This window comes from Kitasatospora misakiensis (assembly GCF_042656005.1).
Lineage (GTDB): Bacteria > Actinomycetota > Actinomycetes > Streptomycetales > Streptomycetaceae > Kitasatospora > Kitasatospora misakiensis.
The window spans coordinates 135,481-153,510 of record NZ_JBHSOF010000008.1 but is presented as its reverse complement, the minus strand read 5'-3'; the positions used below and the strand labels follow the sequence as shown (position 1 = coordinate 153,510).

At 72.3% G+C, this 18,030-nt stretch carries 17 protein-coding genes; 15 read left to right on the top strand and 2 right to left on the bottom strand.

The annotated features are described in order from the left end of the window. The first annotated feature begins 68 nt into the window (after window positions 1-68). The 14 genes from ACFP3U_RS09595 to ACFP3U_RS09530 all read left to right on the top strand — a co-directional run bounded on the left by ACFP3U_RS09595 (window position 69) and on the right by ACFP3U_RS09530 (window position 14,556). On the top strand, window positions 69-1,253 hold the full coding sequence (locus ACFP3U_RS09595) for a glycosyltransferase family 4 protein (protein ID WP_380224881.1): 1,185 nt from the start codon (window positions 69-71) through the stop codon (window positions 1,251-1,253). Between the two features lie 113 nt (window positions 1,254-1,366). Continuing rightward, on the top strand, window positions 1,367-1,735 hold the full coding sequence (locus ACFP3U_RS09590; RefSeq protein ID WP_380224880.1) for a 5-carboxymethyl-2-hydroxymuconate Delta-isomerase: 369 nt from the start codon (window positions 1,367-1,369) through the stop codon (window positions 1,733-1,735). Between the two features lie 74 nt (window positions 1,736-1,809). Further along, on the top strand, window positions 1,810-2,310 hold the full coding sequence (locus ACFP3U_RS09585) for a hypothetical protein (RefSeq protein WP_051768364.1): 501 nt from the start codon (window positions 1,810-1,812) through the stop codon (window positions 2,308-2,310). Between the two features lie 168 nt (window positions 2,311-2,478). Continuing rightward, window positions 2,479-3,390, top strand: coding sequence for a pyridoxal 5'-phosphate synthase lyase subunit PdxS (pdxS, locus tag ACFP3U_RS09580; RefSeq protein ID WP_030258885.1), 912 nt, complete (start codon window positions 2,479-2,481; stop codon window positions 3,388-3,390). A gap of 88 nt (window positions 3,391-3,478) precedes the next feature. After that, window positions 3,479-4,096: a pyridoxal 5'-phosphate synthase glutaminase subunit PdxT gene (pdxT, locus tag ACFP3U_RS09575; protein WP_380224879.1), complete on the top strand. Its 618-nt coding sequence runs from the start codon at window positions 3,479-3,481 to the stop codon at window positions 4,094-4,096. Between the two features lie 92 nt (window positions 4,097-4,188). Continuing rightward, window positions 4,189-4,947, top strand: a complete 759-nt coding sequence (locus ACFP3U_RS09570) for a YebC/PmpR family DNA-binding transcriptional regulator (RefSeq protein ID WP_380224878.1) — start codon at window positions 4,189-4,191, stop codon at window positions 4,945-4,947. A 179-nt stretch (window positions 4,948-5,126) separates the two neighbouring features. Then, entirely contained in the window at window positions 5,127-5,699 is a 573-nt protein-coding gene (ruvC, locus tag ACFP3U_RS09565; RefSeq protein ID WP_380224910.1) for a crossover junction endodeoxyribonuclease RuvC, read from the top strand. Then, a complete protein-coding gene (gene ruvA / locus ACFP3U_RS09560; RefSeq protein WP_380224876.1) occupies window positions 5,696-6,307 on the top strand; it encodes a Holliday junction branch migration protein RuvA in 612 nt (203 codons plus the stop codon). The genes ruvC and ruvA overlap by 4 nt, the downstream gene beginning before the upstream one ends. A 70-nt stretch (window positions 6,308-6,377) precedes the next feature. Next, entirely contained in the window at window positions 6,378-7,469 is a 1,092-nt protein-coding gene (gene ruvB / locus ACFP3U_RS09555) for a Holliday junction branch migration DNA helicase RuvB (RefSeq protein ID WP_380224875.1), read from the top strand. 270 nt (window positions 7,470-7,739) lie between these two features. Then, on the top strand, window positions 7,740-8,177 hold the full coding sequence (gene yajC / locus ACFP3U_RS09550; protein ID WP_380224874.1) for a preprotein translocase subunit YajC: 438 nt from the start codon (window positions 7,740-7,742) through the stop codon (window positions 8,175-8,177). Between the two features lie 146 nt (window positions 8,178-8,323). Then, entirely contained in the window at window positions 8,324-10,189 is a 1,866-nt protein-coding gene (gene secD / locus ACFP3U_RS09545; protein ID WP_380224873.1) for a protein translocase subunit SecD, read from the top strand. Window positions 10,190-10,193: 4 nt separating this feature from the next. Next, window positions 10,194-11,303 (top strand): protein translocase subunit SecF, encoded by a 1,110-nt coding sequence (secF, locus tag ACFP3U_RS09540; RefSeq protein ID WP_380224871.1) that lies wholly within the window; start codon window positions 10,194-10,196, stop codon window positions 11,301-11,303. A 25-nt stretch (window positions 11,304-11,328) separates the two neighbouring features. Continuing rightward, complete coding sequence (locus ACFP3U_RS09535; protein ID WP_380224870.1) at window positions 11,329-11,880, top strand: adenine phosphoribosyltransferase; 552 nt, start codon at window positions 11,329-11,331, stop codon at window positions 11,878-11,880. A gap of 243 nt (window positions 11,881-12,123) precedes the next feature. Beyond that, entirely contained in the window at window positions 12,124-14,556 is a 2,433-nt protein-coding gene (locus ACFP3U_RS09530) for a RelA/SpoT family protein (RefSeq protein WP_380224869.1), read from the top strand. Between the two features lie 105 nt (window positions 14,557-14,661). Here the strand turns inward: ACFP3U_RS09530 and ACFP3U_RS09525 are convergent, their stop codons facing one another. Next, window positions 14,662-15,891 carry a DUF349 domain-containing protein gene (locus ACFP3U_RS09525; RefSeq protein WP_380224868.1) on the bottom strand — a complete coding sequence of 410 codons (1,230 nt, stop codon included), beginning with the start codon at window positions 15,889-15,891 and terminating at the stop codon, window positions 14,662-14,664. Window positions 15,892-16,175: 284 nt separating this feature from the next. Next, complete coding sequence (locus tag ACFP3U_RS09520) at window positions 16,176-17,021, bottom strand: peptidylprolyl isomerase (protein WP_380224867.1); 846 nt, start codon at window positions 17,019-17,021, stop codon at window positions 16,176-16,178. Window positions 17,022-17,317: 296 nt separating this feature from the next. Between ACFP3U_RS09520 and ACFP3U_RS09515 the strand changes: the two genes are divergently transcribed. After that, window positions 17,318-18,025, top strand: coding sequence for an MBL fold metallo-hydrolase (locus ACFP3U_RS09515; protein WP_380224866.1), 708 nt, complete (start codon window positions 17,318-17,320; stop codon window positions 18,023-18,025). The last annotated feature ends 5 nt before the right edge of the window (window positions 18,026-18,030 follow it).

Genomic DNA, 18,030 nt, shown 5'->3' with positions numbered 1-18,030 from the left:
CCGCCGCACATGCCGTACGTACCGCCCGTAGCGGCGTCCGCACCGTCCGCAGGATTTCGAGGAGACCCGTGAAGATCGGCATCGTCTGCCCGTACGACTGGGACGTCCCCGGCGGCGTGCAGTTCCACATCCGGGACCTCGCCGAGCACCTGATCGGCCTGGGCCACACGGTGTCGGTGCTGGCGCCGGCCGAGGACGACGAGGCGCTGCCGCCGTACGTGGTCTCGGCGGGCCGGGCGGTGGCGGTGCCGTACAACGGCTCGGTGGCGCGGCTGAGCTTCGGGATCCTGTCGGCGGCCCGGGTGCGGCGGTGGCTGAACGACGGGCGCTTCGACATCCTGCACGTGCACGAGCCGGCCTCGCCGAGCCTGTCGATGCTGGCGGCCTGGTCGGCCTCGGGGCCGATGGTGGGCACCTTCCACACCTCGAACCCGCGCTCGCGGGCGATGATCGCGGCCTCGCCGATCCTCCAGCCGGGGCTGGAGAAGATGCGGGCGCGGATCGCCGTGAGCGAGTACGCCCGGCGCACCCTGGTGGAGCACCTGGGCGGCGACGCGGTGGTGATCCCGAACGGCGTGGACGTGGGCTTCTTCGCGGAGGCCGAGGCGGACGAGCGCTGGACCGGCGGCGCGGCCGAGGGCCGGCCGGGGACGATCGGCTTCATCGGGCGGATCAACGAGCCGCGCAAGGGGCTGCCGACGCTGCTGGCGGCGCTGCCGCGGATCCTGGCGGAGCGCCCCGGGGTGCGGCTGCTGGTGGCGGGCAAGGGCGACGAGGAGGAGGCGGTCGCCGGGCTGGCGCCGGAGGTCCGCGCGCAGGTGGAGTTCCTCGGCATGGTGAGCGACCGGGAGAAGGCCCGGCTGCTGCGCAGCGTGGACCTGTACGTGGCGCCCAACACCGGGGGCGAGAGCTTCGGGATCATCCTGGTCGAGGCGATGTCGGCGGGCGCGCCGGTGCTGGCGAGCGACCTGGACGCGTTCAAGCAGGTGCTGGACGGCGGGGACGCGGGGGAGCTGTTCCCGGTGGAGGACGCGGACGCGCTGGCGCGGACGGCGCTGCGGCTGCTGGGGGACCCGGCGCGGCTGGAGGAGCTGCGGAAGGCGGCGTCCCGGCACGTGCGGCGGTTCGACTGGTCGACGGTGGGCGCGGACATCCTGGCCGTGTACGAGACGGTGACGGCGGGCACGGCCGCGGTGGTCGAGGAGGACGAGCGCAGCCGCCGGCGGGGGCGCTTCGGGCTGGCCCGGGACTGAACGGCGGGGCGGCGCGGTTAGGGCCCGGCTAGGGTCGTACGGCTTTCCCGTTCGACCTCGACCTCGACGTCGTTCGACGCCCCGTGTCCCGACCGTGCCACCTGGAGGCCCCGATGCCGCAGATCTCCGTCGACTACTCGCCGAGCCTGGTCGGCTCCTTCGACCGCCGTGAGCTGGGCGTGGCGATCAACCGGCTCGCGGTGGAGACCATCAACGCCTCGCCCCAGGGCTGCAAGACGGTCTTCCGGCAGACCGATCCGGAGGTCGTGGTGGGCTTCGGCGAGCGCTCCGAGGCGCAGCTGTTCGTCCAGTTCCAGATCTTCCCGGGGCGGACCCCGGAGGCGAAGGCGGCGCTCACCGACGGGGTGCTGGCGCTGCTGGCCGAGCGGGTGAAGCCGGTCCCGGGGGAGCGGCTGCAGCTGGCGGTGGACGTCCGCGACATCGACCGTGAGGCGTACCGGACCACGGCGATCGTGGGGTGACCCGCGGGCACCCGGTAGCGTAGCGCCCCGTGACTACGTGGATCTGGGCCGGCGTGGCCGTGGTGCTGTTCGGTATGTACCTGAGCTGGACGGCCGGAAGGCTGGACCGGCTGCACGCCCGGATCGACGCCGCCCGGGCGGCGCTGGACGCGCAACTGGTCCGCCGGGCGTCGGTGGCGATGGAGCTGGCGACCTCCTCGCTGCTGGACCCGGCGGCCTCGCTGCTGCTGCTGGACGCGGCGCACGCGGCGCGGCAGGCGGAGGACGAGCAGCGCGAGGTGGCCGAGAGCCAGCTGAGCCTGGCGCTGCGGGCGGTGTTCGCGGAGCCGGAGCAGGTGGCGGTGCTGGTGGCGGAGCCGGGCGGCGAGGAGGCGGTGCGGGACCTCACGGCGGCGGTCCGGCGGGTGCCGATGGCGCGGCGGTTCCACAACGACGCGGTGCGGGCGGCGCGGGCGGTGCGGGAGCACCGGCTGGTGCGGTACTTCCGGCTGGCGGGCAAGGCGCCGTTCCCGATGGCCTTCGAGATGGACGACGCGCCGCCGCCGGCGCTCACTCCGGAGGGCGCGCCCGCGTAGCGTGGGCGTGCGTCCCGGGGCGGCACGTGTGCCCGTGGCGGGTGGGTCCCGATCCGGCCTGTTTGTCGTATCCCGTCACACGGGCTGGACTTGATGGCGCATGGATGGGCCGTTTCTTCCGCCTACCATAGGGCGATAGCACTGGTTCATCTTCGAGTGAGGTCTCACGTGTCCACCACCCCCACCACCGCAGACCAGCCGCAGATCGGTACCGCCCGGGTCAAGCGCGGCATGGCCGAGCAGCTCAAGGGCGGTGTGATCATGGACGTGGTCAACGCCGAGCAGGCGAAGATCGCCGAGGACGCCGGCGCTGTGGCCGTCATGGCCCTGGAGCGCGTGCCGGCCGACATCCGCAAGGACGGCGGCGTGGCCCGTATGTCGGACCCGAACATGATCGAGGAGATCATCGCCGCGGTCTCGATCCCGGTCATGGCGAAGTCCCGGATCGGCCACTTCGTCGAGGCGCAGGTCCTGCAGTCGCTGGGCGTCGACTACATCGACGAGTCCGAGGTGCTGACCCCGGCCGACGAGGTCAACCACTCCGACAAGTGGGCGTTCACCACCCCCTTCGTCTGCGGTGCCACCAACCTGGGCGAGGCGCTGCGCCGCATCGCCGAGGGCGCGGCCATGATCCGTTCCAAGGGTGAGGCCGGCACCGGCAACGTCGTCGAGGCGGTCCGCCACCTGCGCCAGATCAAGAACGAGATCGCCAAGCTGCGCGGCTTCGACAACAACGAGCTGTACGCGGCCGCCAAGGAGCTGCGCGCTCCGTACGAGCTGGTCAAGGAGGTCGCCGAGCTCGGCAAGCTGCCGGTCGTGCTGTTCTCCGCCGGTGGCGTGGCCACCCCGGCCGACGCCGCGCTGATGCGTCAGCTGGGTGCCGAGGGCGTCTTCGTCGGCTCGGGCATCTTCAAGTCGGGCGACCCGGCCAAGCGCGCCGCCGCGATCGTCAAGGCCACCACCTTCTTCGACGACCCGAAGATCATCGCCGACGCCTCCCGCAACCTGGGCGAGGCCATGGTCGGCATCAACTGCGACACCCTGCCGGAGACCGAGCGCTACGCCAACCGCGGCTGGTAATACGCGTCCGACGGCCCGCCGCGCGGTGTGATCATCGACGCGGCGGGCCGCTGCGCGTCGTCCGTTCGAGAGTCAAGAGGTACGAGAAGTGTCCACTCCAGTCATCGGCGTCCTGGCCCTGCAGGGCGATGTCCGCGAGCACCTGGTCGCGCTGGCCGAGGCCGACGCGCTGGCCCGTCCGGTCCGCCGGGTGGAGGAGCTGGCCGAGGTCGACGCGCTGGTGATCCCCGGCGGGGAGTCCACCACGATGTCCAAGCTGGCGCTGCTGTTCGGCGTGATGGACCCGCTGCGCGCGCGCGTGGCGGCCGGCATGCCGGTGTACGGGACCTGCGCCGGCATGATCATGCTGGCCGACAAGATCCTGGACGGGCGCGAGGACCAGGAGACGGTGGGCGGCATCGACATGACCGTGCGCCGTAACGCCTTCGGCCGGCAGAACGAGTCCTTCGAGTCCGGCATCGCCTTCGCCGGTCTGGACGACGCGCCGGTGCACGGCGTGTTCATCCGCGCCCCGTGGGTGGAGGCGGTCGGCGCGGGCGTCGAGGTGCTGGCCGAGCTGCCGGCCGCCGACGGCCCGGAGAGCCGGATCGTCGCGGTGCGCCAGGGCAACCTGCTGGCCACCTCCTTCCACCCGGAGCTCACCGGCGACCACCGGGTGCACGCCTACTTCGTGCGGATGGTCGAGGAGCACCTCGCCGCCGCGTGACGGTGCGCGAACGACCGTGTGCGGGCGAGCGTCGGCCGCACCGGTAAGATCTCATCTGTTCATTTCCCATTGGCGACGTAAAGGAGCTGGCGATGTCCGGCCACTCTAAGTGGGCTACCACCAAGCACAAGAAGGCCGTGATCGACGCCAAGCGCGGCAAGCTCTTCGCCAAGATGATCAAGAACATCGAGGTGGCGGCGCGCACCGGCGGTCCGGACCTGGGCGGCAACCCGACGCTGTACGACGCCGTGCAGAAGGCCAAGAAGGCCTCCGTCCCGATCGACAACATCAACCGCGCCGTCAAGCGCGGTGGCGGCCTGGAGGCCGGCGGCGCCGACTACCAGACGATCATGTACGAGGGCTACGGCCCGAACGGCGTCGCGGTGCTCATCGAGTGCCTCACCGACAACCGCAACCGCGCCGCCTCCGACGTGCGCGTGGCGATGACCCGCAACGGCGGCTCGATGGCCGACCCGGGCTCGGTCTCGTACCTGTTCAACCGCCGCGGTGTCGTGATCGTCCCCAAGGCGGACGGCGTGGACGAGGAGAAGCTCCTGGAGATCGTCCTCGACCACGGCGCCGAGGAGGTCAACGACCTCGGCGAGGCGTTCGAGATCGTCTCCGAGCCGAGCGACATGGTCGCCGTGCGCACCGCGCTGGTCGACGGCGGCGTGGACTACGACTCGGCCGACGCCAACTTCGTCCCGAGCATGCAGGTCGAGCTGGACGTCGACGGCGCCCGCAAGATCTTCAAGCTGATCGACGCCCTGGAGGACAGCGACGACGTGCAGAACGTCTTCGCCAACTTCGACATCAGCGACGAGGTCGGTGCGCAGCTCGACGCCGAGTGATCGTGCCGCTTCCCCGGCCCGGCGGTCCCCAGGACCGCCGGGCCGGTGTCGTTGGCGGCGCTGTCGGAGGCGGGCGGTAGCCTTCGCAGGTCGGATGCCAGGTCGGATGCCAGGTCGGACGGCTGGTCGGTTGACCGGTCGGATGGCTGGTCGCGGGTGATGGAGGGGTGGGAGCCGTGGTGCGGGTGCTGGGGGTCGACCCGGGGCTGACCAGGTGCGGGGTCGGCGTGGTCGACGGCGCGCCGGGCCGGCCGCTGCGGATGGCCGGGGTCGGCGTGGTGCGCACCCCCGCCGAGGCGGAGATCGGGCAGCGGCTGCTGCTGGTCGAGCAGGGCATCGAGGCCTGGCTGGACGAGCACCGGCCCGACCTGGTCGCCGTCGAGCGGGTCTTCGCCCAGCACAACGTGCGCACCGTGATGGGCACCGCGCAGGCCAGCGCGGTCGCGATGCTCTGCGCGACCCGGCGCGGCATACCGGTCACCCTGCACACGCCCAGCGAGGTCAAGGCCGCCGTCACCGGCTCGGGCCGGGCCGACAAGGCACAGGTCACCGCCATGGTGCAGCGGCTGTTGCGGCTCGACGCGCCGCCGAAGCCGGCCGACGCGGCCGACGCGCTGGCGCTGGCCATCTGCCACATCTGGCGCGGCGGCGCCACCAACCGCCTGGAGGCCGCGGTCAAGGCGGCCGCCGCCCGCACCATCTCCCCGCCCCGCACCATCTCCCCGCCCGGCTCGAAAGGAACCCTCCGATGATCGCCTTCGTGCAAGGACCCGTGGCGGCGCTCTCCGCCGGCCTGGCGGTCGTCGAGGTCGGCGGGGTCGGCATGGCCGTCCAGTGCACGCCGACCACGCTGGCCGGTCTGCGGCTGGGGGAGCCGACCAGGCTGGCCACCTCGCTGGTGGTCCGGGAGGACTCGCTGACCCTGTTCGGCTTCGCGGACGACGACGAGCGCGCCGTCTTCGAGATCCTCCAGGCCGCGCCCGGGGTCGGGCCGAAGCTGGCGCAGGCGATCCTCGGGGTCCACAGCCCGGACGCGCTGCGCGCCGCGGTGGCGAACGGCGACGAGAAGGCGCTGGTGGCGGTGCCCGGCATCGGCAAGGCCAAGGCGGCCAAGCTGCTGCTGGAGTACAAGGACAAGCTGGGCGCGCCGCACGGCGCCGTGCCGGCGCAGAAGCCGGTCGCGGCCGGGCCGGCGCCGTGGGGCGAGCAGCTGCACGCCGCGCTGGTCGGTCTCGGCTACGCGCCCCGCGAGGCGGATGAGGCGGTCGCCACCGTCACTCCGGAGGCGCAGGCCCAGACGACGCCGGACGTCGGCGCGCTGCTGCGGCTCGCGCTGCGCAGCCTCAACCGTTCTCGCTGAAGCCGCCTGTCTCGCCGAAGCCACCTGACGACCTGTCACTTTGTCGACACCGATGTGGGAGCCGCCTCCGATGAGCCCGTACGACTCCGAGCCCGCCGACCGGCTGGTGACCGCCGCCGCCGACGGCGAGGACCAGGCCGTCGAGGCGGCGCTGCGCCCCCGGCTGCTCGACGAGTTCATCGGCCAGGAGCGGGTGCGCGAGCAGTTGTCCCTGGTGCTCCAGGCGGCCCGTCAGCGCGGCACCGCCCCGGACCACGTGCTGCTCAGCGGACCGCCCGGGCTCGGCAAGACCACCCTGTCGATGATCATCGCGGCCGAGCTGGGCGCCCCGATCCGGATCACCTCCGGCCCGGCGATCCAGCACGCGGGCGACCTCGCGGCGATCCTCTCCTCGCTCGCCGAGGGCGAGGTGCTCTTCCTCGACGAGATCCACCGGATGTCCCGGCCCGCCGAGGAGATGCTCTACATGGCGATGGAGGACTTCCGGGTCGACGTGATCGTCGGCAAGGGGCCCGGCGCGACCGCCATCCCGCTGGAGCTGCCGCCGTTCACCCTGGTCGGCGCGACCACCCGGGCCGGTCTGCTGCCGCCGCCGCTGCGCGACCGGTTCGGGTTCACCGGCCACATGGAGTTCTACGCCCCCGCCGAGCTGGAGCGGGTGGTGCACCGCTCGGCCGCGCTGCTGGACGTGCGGATCGACCCGGCCGCCGCCGCCGAGATCGCCGGCCGCTCCCGGGGGACGCCGCGCATCGCCAACCGGCTGCTGCGCCGGGTCCGCGACTACGCGCAGGTCCGGCACGACGGCGCGGTCACCGCCGAGATCGCCGCCCGGGCGCTGGACGTCTACGAGGTGGACGCCCGTGGTCTGGACCGGCTGGACCGCGCGGTGCTGGACGCCCTGCTGAGGCTGTTCGGCGGCGGCCCGGTCGGGCTGTCGACCCTGGCGGTCGCGGTGGGCGAGGAGGCCGAGACGGTCGAGGAGGTCGCCGAGCCGTTCCTGGTCCGCGAGGGCCTGCTGGCCCGTACCCCGCGCGGGCGGATCGCGACCGCCGCGGCCTGGCGGCACCTCGGCCTCGTCCCCCCGGCGCAGCCCGGTCGCGGCGGGGTGCCCGCCCAGCCGGAGCTCTTCGCTCCCGACGGGGGCGTGGCCCCGGAGGCCTGACCGGTTCCCGGGCACGGGGCCGAACGGGTGGGGGCGGAGCGTGTGCGGAGGATGTGCGCCCGGGGTGGGGGCGGCCGGAGGAGCCGGGGGAGAAGTCCCGCGAAACTGTGCAGGCGGAGGGTCGCCACTTTCGGCGGCAGGATGCGATGCTTGGCGTTGTCCGATCAGTTCGGGGTCGCCTAGACTCCGCCGGACCGCCCCTCTCACCCGACGGGACGACCATTACCACACAGGCCGCCGGCCGGCGGCCCGTAAAGGACCCTGGCTGCAGTGAACCTCATCATCCTTCTCCTCCCGATCCTCGCGATCGTGCTCATGTTCCGGTCGCAGAAGAAGCGCCAGCAGCAGATGCAGCAGATGCAGACGGCGCTGGAGCCCGGGGCGGGTGTGCGGACCATCGGCGGTCTGTACGCGCAGGTGAAGGCGGTCAATGACGAGACCGTCGAGCTGGAGATCGCGCCGGGCGTGGTCGGCTACTTCACCAAGAGCGCGATCGCCGCGGTGCTGGAGCCCGCGGAGTACGACGCGATCATCAACGGCCGCCCCGCCGAGGACGAGCCGGTCGACGCCGAGGCCGTCGAGACCGCCGAGGCCGCGGACACCGACGCCGACGCCGAGACGACCGACGCCAAGCCGCTGTCGTTCAGCAAGGACGACGCCGACAAGGGCGATGCGAAGGCCGAGGACGGCGCTCCCGCGAGCAAGTAGTACGGTCGGGCATCCGCACGGCCGCGCGGCGTACCGCCGCGAGCCCCCAACAGGACTCAGGGCCGCAGTTCCGCCACACCCCGTCCAGCCACGAGCCGGACGGGGTCCGGTGGGGGAAGTGGCATGGACAGGGAGAAACGAGCAAGGTGGCAACACCCAAGTCGCGCCCGCGCGACGGCTACCCAGGGCGGGCGCTGGCCCTCATCCTGGTCGTGACCGTCGGACTGGTCGCCCTCATGTTCGGGACGGGCAACACCAAGCCCCGCCTCGGGATCGACCTCGCCGGCGGCACCAGCATCACGCTGAGCGCGAAGTCGAGCGACCCCAAGGCGATCAACAAGTCCAGCATGGGGATCGCCACCGGGATCATCGAGCAGCGGGTCAACGGAATGGGCGTCTCCGAGGCGGAGGTCCAGACCCAGGGCGACCGCAACATCATCGTGAACATCCCCAAGGGCGGTGACAAGCAGAGCGCGGCCGACCAGGTCGGCACCACCGCGAAGCTGTACTTCCGCCCGGTCCTCGCCCTCGCCCCGAGCGGCATCCAGGCCCCGGCCCCGGCCCCGAGCGCGACCCCGTCGGCGGGCGCGACCGGCACCCCGGGCGCCACCGGTACCCCGAGCGCCGCCGCCACGGCCGCCGCGACCGGCACGCCGAGCGCCACCGGCACGGCCGCCGCGACCGGCACCCCGAGCCCGACCGGCACCAAGCAGGGCCGGCCGGCCGGTGAGGCCCTCGCGGCCGACACCACCCCGTCGCCGGCCGCCACCACCGGCGCCGCCGCCTCCGGCACCCCGAGCGCCGCGGCCACGGCCGCCGCGACCGGCGCGCCGTCCGCCGCCGCCACCGCCCCGGTCACCCCGGACCTCTCCGCCGCGATGACCTCGGGCACCGTGCCGCCGGAGCTGGCCGCCCAGTTCGCCTCGCTGGACTGCAGCAAGCCGGACCAGCGGAACAAGAACTACCAGGGCGCCGACGGCGCGCCGACCGTCGCCTGCACGCAGAAGGACGAGAACGGCGCGTTCTACAAGCTCGCCCTCGGCCCGGTCGCGGTCTTCGGCTCGAACGTCTCCAAGGCGCAGGCCAGCATCGACACCCAGCAGGGCGCCGGCTGGCAGGTCCAGCTCCAGTTCGACAACAAGGGCACCGACGCCTTCACCGCCGTCACCGGCAAGCTGGCCGCCCAGCCCGACCCGACCAACCAGTTCGCCATCGTGCTGGACGGCCAGGTCGTCTCCCACCCGTCCGTCCGCCAGGCCATCCCCGGCGGCTCGGCCGTGATCACCGGCAACTTCGGCCAGACCGAGGCGCAGAACCTCGCGAACGTGCTGAGCTTCGGCGCGTTGCCGCTGGAGTTCACCACCAGCGACGTCACCACCGTCTCCCCGCAGCTCGGCGGCGACCAGCTGAAGGCCGGCCTGGTCGCCGGTCTGATCGGCATGGTCCTGGTGGTCCTCTACTCGCTGATCTACTACCGCGGCCTGGGCCTGGTCTCGATCGCCGGTCTGCTCGTCTCGGCGGCGCTGACCTACTCGATCATGAGCCTGCTCGGCGGCGGGATCGGCTTCGCGCTGAACCTGCCGGCGGTCTGCGGCGCCATCGTCGCGATCGGTATCACCGCCGACTCCTTCATCGTGTACTTCGAGCGCATCCGTGACGAGGTCCGCGAGGGCGCCCCGCTGCGCCCGGCCGTCCAGCGCGCCTGGCCGCGGGCCCGGCGCACCATCCTGGTGTCGGACTTCGTCTCCTTCCTCTGTGCCGCCGTGCTCTACGTGGTCTCGGTCGGCAAGGTGCAGGGCTTCGCGTTCACGCTGGGTCTGACCACGGCGCTCGACGTCGTGGTGATCTTCCTCTTCACCAAGCCGCTGATCACGCTGCTGGCCCGCCGGAAGTTCTTCTCCGACGGCCACCCGTGGTCCGGCCTGGACCCGAAGCGCCTGGGCGCCCGCCCGCCGCTGCGCAGCAGCCGTCGCCGTACCCCTTCGTCCTCCGCCGCTGTGAAGGGGGCCTGACACCGTGTCGCGCTTCTCCAATCTGGGCCACAAGCTCTACCGGGGCGAGGTCAGCTTCGACTTCGTCGGCCGCCGCAAGCTCTGGTACAGCATCTCCGGGGCGATCGTCCTGGTCGCCGCGATCGGCCTGGCGATGGGCCTGCACCTGGGCATCGAGTTCAAGGGCGGCTCGGTCTACACCGTGGCCAAGCCGGGGCTGTCGGTGTCGCAGGCCCAGGACGCGGTCGACAAGATCGTCTCCTCGCACCCGCTGGTGCAGTCGACCGACAACGGCAAGATCCGCATCCAGGTCTCCTCGGAGGACAAGACCACCTCCTCGGAGTTCACCGGCAAGCTGTCCCAGGAGATCGGCGTCCCGGTCGCGGACATCGACACCCAGGTGATCGGCCCCAGCTGGGGTGAGCAGATCTCCAACAAGGCGCTCACCGGCCTGATCATCTTCATGATCCTGGTGACGATCTACCTGGCGATCGCCTTCGAGTGGCGGATGGCGGTGGCCGCCCTGGTCGCCCTCATCCACGACCTCCTGATCACCATCGGCGTCTACGCGCTGGTGGGCTTCGAGGTCACCCCGGGTACCGTGATCGGCTTCCTGACCATCCTCGGCTACTCCCTCTACGACACGGTCGTCGTCTTCGACACCGTGAAGGAGAACGCCAAGGACCTCACCAAGCAGAACCGGCTCACCTACAGCGACGCGGCCAACGCGGGCCTCAACCAGACCCTGGTCCGCTCGCTCAACACCACGGTGGTCGCCCTGCTCCCGGTGGCGGCGCTGCTGTTCATCGGTGGCGGTCTGCTCGGTGCCGGCACCCTGAACGACATCTCGCTGGCCCTGTTCATCGGTCTCGCCGCCGGTGCCTACTCCTCGATCTGCGTCGCCACCCCGCTGCTCGCGCAGCTGAAGGAGGAGCAGCCGGAGATGAAGGCGCTGGCCAAGCGGGTCGCCCTGCGCAAGGCCGCCGACGCCAAGGCCGCCGCGGCCAGGGAGGCCGGCGAGTCCGGCGAGGATGAGGAGATCGCGGACGAGGACCTGCCGGCGGGTATGGTCGCTCCGCGCGGCCGAGCGGCCGGCACCACGCGTGCCAAGGGCCGTCCCTCGACCAAGCGCTGATCCCCACCGACCGTAAGGACCTTTCGTGACCACCGCCGACATCGCACTGGCCGAGCTGCTCACCAGCCGGATCCGGGACGTCCCGGACTACCCGAAGCCGGGCGTGCTGTTCAAGGACATCGCGCCGCTGCTCGCCGACGCCGAGGCCTTCGCCGCGCTCACCCGGGCGCTGGCGGAGCGGGCGCGGGCGCTCGGGGCGACCAAGGTGGTGGGCCTGGAGGCGCGCGGGTTCGTGCTGGCCGCCCCGGCGGCCTTCGCGGCCGGGCTCGGCTTCGTCCCGATCCGCAAGCAGGGCAAGCTGCCCGGCGAGGTGTTCCGCCGCTCGTACGAGCTGGAGTACGGCTCGGCGACGCTGGAGGTGCAGTGCGACGCCTTCGCGCCCGGTGAGCGGGTGCTGGTGGTGGACGACGTGCTGGCCACCGGCGGGACCATCGGTGCCTCGCTGGACCTCGTGAAGGAGGCCGGCGCCGAGCTGGCGGGCGTCGTGGTGCTGATGGAGCTGGGCTTCCTGCCCGGGCGCGAGCGGCTGGCCCCGCACCTGGGTGCGGCCCCGCTGGAGACGCTGGTCACGGTCTAGGTCCCGGCTGAATACGGGCCCGGGCGGGCGGCGGTCGGAGTGATCCGGCCGCCGCCCGTCGGCGTTCCGGGACGGGTTCGCGGTGTGTCCGGGGTGTGTCCGCCCGGTGTGCGGGCCCGGCCGACCGAACGCCCCGGCGCCGGGCTCGGTACCATGAAGATTCATCCCCTCCCGGTTGCACGAGGCGCGGCCCCCGCCGCGTGGTGCCCGCGAGGGGCAGGCCGAGCGCCCTGAGGAGTGTCCTTGCCCGACGAGGTTGTGCCCACGGCCGCTGCGGCCGCCCCCGAGAACCGGCCCGCGCCCTCGGGGGCCACCCCGGCACGTCCGGCGCAGACCCCGTCCCGCCCGCCCGCCGCGAGCGGCCGGGCCTCCACCGCCGGCGGCATGCGCGCCCGGCTCGCCCGCCTGGGCGGCCAGCGCTCCAGCGTCCTCAACCCGGTGCTGGAGCCGCTGTTCCGGTCCATCCGGGCCAACGACCCCAAGGCCGACCCGGCGCTGCTGCGGGACATCGAGAAGGCCTACGCGGTCGCCGAGAAGTGGCACCGCGGGCAGAAGCGCAAGAGCGGCGACCCGTACATCACCCACCCGCTGGCGGTCTCGACCATCCTGGCCGAGCTGGGCATGGACGCCCCGACCCTGATGGCCGGGCTGCTGCACGACACCGTCGAGGACACCGACTACGGCCTGGAGACCCTGCGCAAGGACTTCGGCGACTCGGTGGCCCTGCTGGTGGACGGCGTCACCAAGCTGGACCGGGTCAAGTTCGGCGAGGCCGCGCAGGCCGAGACGGTCCGCAAGATGGTCGTCGCGATGGCCAAGGACCCGCGGGTCCTGGTGATCAAGCTGGCCGACCGCCTGCACAACATGCGCACCATGCGCTACCTCAAGCGGGAGAAGCAGGAGAAGAAGGCCCGCGAGACGCTGGAGATCTACGCCCCGCTGGCGCACCGGCTGGGCATGAACACCATCAAGTGGGAGCTGGAGGACCTCGCCTTCGCGATCCTCTACCCCAAGATGTACGACGAGATCGTCCGGCTGGTCGCCGAGCGCGCCCCCAAGCGGGACGAGTACCTGGCGACCGTCATCGACCAGGTCCAGGGCGACCTGCGCGGCGCCCGGATCACCGCCTCCGTCACCGGCCGGCCGAAGCACTACTACTCGGTCTACCAGAAGATGATCGTCCGGGGCCGGGACTTCGCCGAGATCTACGACCTGGTGGGCATCCGGGTCCTGGTCGACACGGTCCGCGACTGCTACGCGGCGCTGGGCACCATCCACGCGCGGTGGAACCCGGTGCCGGGGCGGTTCAAGGACTACATCGCGATGCCCAAGTTCAACATGTACCAGTCGCTGCACACCACGGTGATCGGTCCCGGGGGCAAGCCCGTCGAGCTGCAGATCCGCACCTTCGACATGCACCGCCGGGCCGAGTACGGGATCGCCGCGCACTGGAAGTACAAGCAGCGCGCGGTGGCCGGCGCCTCCAAGGTGCGCACCGACACCCCGACCCAGACCCGCAAGGACGACAAGGCCGGCGCCGTCAACGAGATGGCCTGGCTGCGGCAGTTGCTCGACTGGCAGAAGGAGACCGCCGACCCCAGCGAGTTCCTGGAGTCGCTCCGCTTCGACCTGGCCAGCAACGAGGTCTTCGTCTTCACGCCCAAGGGCGACGTCATAGCACTCCCGGCCGGCGCCACCCCGGTGGACTTCGCCTTCGCGGTGCACACCGAGGTCGGCTACCGCACCATAGGGGCCCGGGTGAACGGGCGGCTGGTGCCGCTGGAGTCGACCCTGGAGAACGGCGACGCCGTCGAGGTCTTCACCTCCAAGGCGGAGAACGCCGGACCGTCCCGGGACTGGCTGGGCTTCGTCAAGTCGCCCCGCGCCCGCAACAAGATCCGTGCCTGGTTCTCCAAGGAGCGCCGCGAGGAGGCGATCGAGCAGGGCAAGGAGGCCATCGCCCGGGCGATGCGCAAGCAGGGCCTGCCGATCCAGCGGATCCTCACCGGCGACTCGCTGGTCACCCTGGCCCACGAGATGCGCTACCCGGACATCTCCTCGCTGTACGCGGCGATCGGCGAGGGCCATGTCGCGGCGCAGAACATCGTCCAGAAGCTGGTGCAGGCGCTGGGCGGCGAGGAGGGCGCCACCGAGGACCTCGCCGAGACGGCCACGCCCACCCACGACAACCGCCGGGCGGTGCGCCGCCGGGCCAAGGGCGACCCGGGCGTGATCGTCAAGGGCGTCGAGGACGTCTGGGTGAAGCTCTCCCGCTGCTGCACCCCGGTGCCGGGCGACGGCATCGTCGGCTTCATCACCCGCGGCAACGGCGTCTCGGTGCACCGCGCCGACTGCGTCAACGTCGAGGCGCTCAACCAGCAGCCCGAGCGGATGATCGACGTCGAGTGGGCGGCCACCCAGTCCTCGGTCTTCCTGGTGGCCATCCAGGTCGAGGCGCTGGACCGCTCCCGGCTGCTCTCGGACGTCACCCGGGTGCTGTCGGACCAGCACGTCAACATCCTGTCGGCGGCGGTGCAGACCTCCCGCGACCGGGTGGCGATGAGCCGGTTCACCTTCGAGATGGGCGACCCCAAGCACCTCGGCCACGTGCTCAAGGCGGTGCGCGGCGTCGAGGGCGTCTACGACGTCTACCGCGTCACCTCGGCCCGCAAGTAGGGCCCGCGAGTAGCGGCCGCCGGCAGCGTGAAGGGCCCCCGGGGAGTGATCCCCGGGGGCCCTTCACCGTCGTGCGGGGCGGCGGTCAGCCGCTGAACGGGCCGGTCAGCCGCTGAACTCCTCCTGGCTGCGGTGCGCCTGCTCCAGCAGCTCCTCGACGCCGGCCAGCTCGGACTCCAGCTTCGCCGTCCTGGACGCGTTGCCGGCCGCGCGGGCCTTGTCGAGGTCGGCGCGCAGCTTCTCGGCCTTGGCCTGGAACAGGCCGACCATGCCGGCCGCGCGGGCCTTCGCCTCCGGGTTGGAGCGCTTCCACTCGCTGTCCTCGGCCTCGCGGATCGCCCGCTCGACCGCGTTCAGCCGGCCGTCCAGCTTCGGACGGGCGTCGCGCGGCACGTGGCCGATGGCCTCCCAGCGCTCGTTGATCTCGCGCAGCGCGGCCTTGGCCGCCTTGAGGTCGGTGATCGGCAGGATCGTCTCGGCCTCGGCCGCCAGCTGCTCCTTGAGCTTCTGGTTGGCGACCTGCTCGGCGTCACGCTCGCTGAACACCGCGGAGCGGGCCTGGAAGAAGACGTCCTGGGCGCCGCGGAACCGCGCCCACAGCTCGTCCTCGATGTCGCGCTGGGCGCGGCCGGCGGCCTTCCAGCGCGCCATCAGGTCGCGGTAGCTCGCCGCGGTGTCGCCCCACTCGGTCGACGAGGAGAGCGCCTCGGCCTCGGCGACCAGCTGCTCCTTGGTGAGCCGGGCCTGCTCGCGCTCGGCGTCCAGCGCCGCGAAGTGCGACTTGCGGTGCTTGGAGAAGACCGAGCGGGCGTGCGAGAAGCGGTGCCACAGCTCGTCGTCGCTCTTGCGGTCCAGCCGGGGCAGGCCCTTCCAGGTGTCCACCAGGGCGCGCAGCCGGTCGCCGGCCTCCCGCCACTGGGTGGACTCGGCGAGCTGCTCGGCCTCGGCGACCAGCGCCTCCTTGGCGGAGCGGGTCTCGTCCTGGGCCTTGGCCCGGGCGGCCTTGCGCTCCTCACGGCGGCTGTCGATCTCTCCGGCGAGCGTCTCCAGGCGCTTGGCCAGCGCCGCCAGGTCGCCCACCGCGTGCGCCTCGGTGACCTGCTCGCGCAGGTGCTCCAGCGCGGTCTGGGCGTCCTTGGCGGCCAGGTCGGTGGTGCGCACCCGCTTCTCCAGCAGGCCGATCTCCACCTCGATGCCCTGGTACTTGCGCTCGAAGTAGGCGAGCGCCTCCTCGGGCGAGCCGGCCTGCCAGGAGCCGACGACGCGTTCGCCGTCGGCGGTCCTGACGTAGACCGTGCCCTGCTCGTCGACACGGCCCCACGGGTCGCTGCTCATAGCGCGTCCTCCACATGACGTCGCGCCCGCGCCGGGGCGGTACGCGTTCGTCGTCCACAGTTGATGTGCGGCGGACCGATGAGTCCGCCGTCCCCGTCCGCCGTGTGCTGCTGCCGAGGGTGACGGCCGGCGGGTCTGGGCACCCTATACAACGCCAACATAGGCGACCAGGCCCGGTGCTGTCCGCATCCGGGCCGGGCGATTTCGGGCCGGGGCCGCCCGGTGCGCCGTGACCGGCGGTACCGAGCGGCCCCGGAACAACCCCGGGGTGGCCCCGGGGTGGGTCAACCCTTGGCGGCGGTCACCGAGTTCAGGGTGACGTCGGCCATCGGGTGGCCGTCGCCGCCGCCCTCCAGGGTGCCCGCGGCGGCGATCTTCTGGAGTGCGTCCAGGCCGCCGGTGATCTTGCCGAAGGGGGTGTAGCTCGGCGGCAGCTTGGTGTCCTTGTAGACCAGGAAGAACTGGCTGCCGTTGGTGTTCGGGCCGGAGTTGGCCATCGCCAGGGTGCCGGCCGGGTAGGTCGCGCCGGTGAGGTTCTCGTCGGCGAACTTGTAGCCGGGGCCGCCGGTGCCGCCGGGGGCGGTGGCGCTGGCGGTCGGGTCGCCGCACTGGAGCACGAAGATGCCGTCGGTGGTGAGGCGGTGGCACTTGGTGTGGTCGAAGTACTTCTCGCCGGCCAGGAACGCGAAGGAGTTCACCGTGTGCGGGGCCTTGGCGGCGTCCAGCGCGACCGTCACCTTGCCGCAGTTGGTGTCCAGGGTCGCCGTGTAGGCGGCCTTGGGGTCGATGGTCATGGCCGGCTCGGCGGGCCACTGCTTGCCGTTCGGGGCGCCCGGGGCGGGGTCGACGCAGCCCTCGACGGCCTTGCGGACCGGCGCGGTCGGCTCGGCCTGGGTGGGGGCGTCCTGGGTGGGCGCGGCCTGGGCGGCGCTGTCCTTCTTCTTGTCGTCCGAGTCGAAGGCCCCGGTGGCGAACAGGCTGCCGCCGCCGGCCAGGACGACCACCGCGAGGGCGGCGCCGAGGACCGTGTTGCGGCGCTTGCGCGCCGTGGCGGCGGCGGCCCGGCGCTCGGCCTGGCGCTCGTACTTCTCCCGGGCGAGCTGACGCCGCCGCTGTTCGCTGCTGACCACCGGCTGTGTCTCCTACGGATGTGCTGGTCGCGGATGTCTGGGTTTCGTGGGGCTGGGCTTCGTGTGTGTGCGATGCCGATGCGGATCATCGCATCCATCGGCGGCCAAGTGTAGGGACCGCGACCGTAAGAACGGGGTGAACCTGTCAGGTCGAGGTGAACCTGTCACGTGGATCTGGTTCGCAACCGGACCCGGACCGCCGGTAGGCTGCCCCTACATTCACCGTTCCTAGCAGCAGCCGAAGCCGCCCGGGCGACCGACGGCCACGACCCGCAGACCGACCCCGAAGGACGCGCGTGTTCATCGCCGGATTCCCCGCAGGAGCCTGGGGCACCAACTGCTACCTGGTCGCACCGGGGCCGGGCGAGGAGTGCGTCATCGTCGATCCGGGCCACCAGGCCGCGGCCGGCGTCGAGGAACTGGTCCGCGAGCACCGGCTGAAGCCGGTCGCCGTGCTGCTCACCCACGGCCACATCGACCACGTCGCCTCGGTGGTCCCGGTCTGCGGCGCCAAGGGCGTCCCGGCCTGGATCCACCCCGAGGACCGCTACATGATGAGCGACCCGGAGAAGGCGCTCGGCCGCTCGCTGGGCACCCAGCTGATGGGCGAGCTGACCGTCGGCGAGCCCGACGACGTCCGTGAACTCACCGACGGCGCCCTGCTGGAGCTGGCCGGCCTCTCGCTCACCGTCGACCACGCCCCCGGCCATACCAGGGGGTCGGTGACCTTCCGGACGCCCGGTGCCGAGGACCTCCCCCCGGTGCTCTTCTCGGGCGACCTGCTGTTCGCCGGCTCCATAGGGCGAACCGACCTCCCGGGCGGGGACGGCGAGGCGATCATGAGCTCGCTGGCCCGGGTGTGCCTGCCCCTCGACGACGCCACCGTGGTCCTCTCCGGCCACGGCGGACAGACCACCATCGGCCGCGAGCGCGCCACCAACCCCTACCTCCGACAGGCAGCGGGGGCGGTCGGCGCCCCGGCTTTCCCGCGACGAGGAATGTGACGGAA

Excerpts from the sequence above, each read along its gene's own strand:
- ACFP3U_RS09590 (WP_380224880.1), top strand. The coding sequence starts at position 1,367 with ATGCCGCAGATCTCCGTCGACTACTCGCCGAGCCTGGTCGGCTCCTTC.
- ACFP3U_RS09585 (WP_051768364.1), top strand. The coding sequence starts at position 1,810 with ATGTACCTGAGCTGGACGGCCGGAAGGCTGGACCGGCTGCACGCCCGG.
- ACFP3U_RS09570 (WP_380224878.1), top strand. The coding sequence starts at position 4,189 with ATGTCCGGCCACTCTAAGTGGGCTACCACCAAGCACAAGAAGGCCGTG.
- ruvA (WP_380224876.1), top strand. The coding sequence starts at position 5,696 with ATGATCGCCTTCGTGCAAGGACCCGTGGCGGCGCTCTCCGCCGGCCTG.
- ruvB (WP_380224875.1), top strand. The coding sequence starts at position 6,378 with ATGAGCCCGTACGACTCCGAGCCCGCCGACCGGCTGGTGACCGCCGCC.
- ACFP3U_RS09525 (WP_380224868.1), bottom strand. The coding sequence starts at position 15,891 with ATGAGCAGCGACCCGTGGGGCCGTGTCGACGAGCAGGGCACGGTCTAC.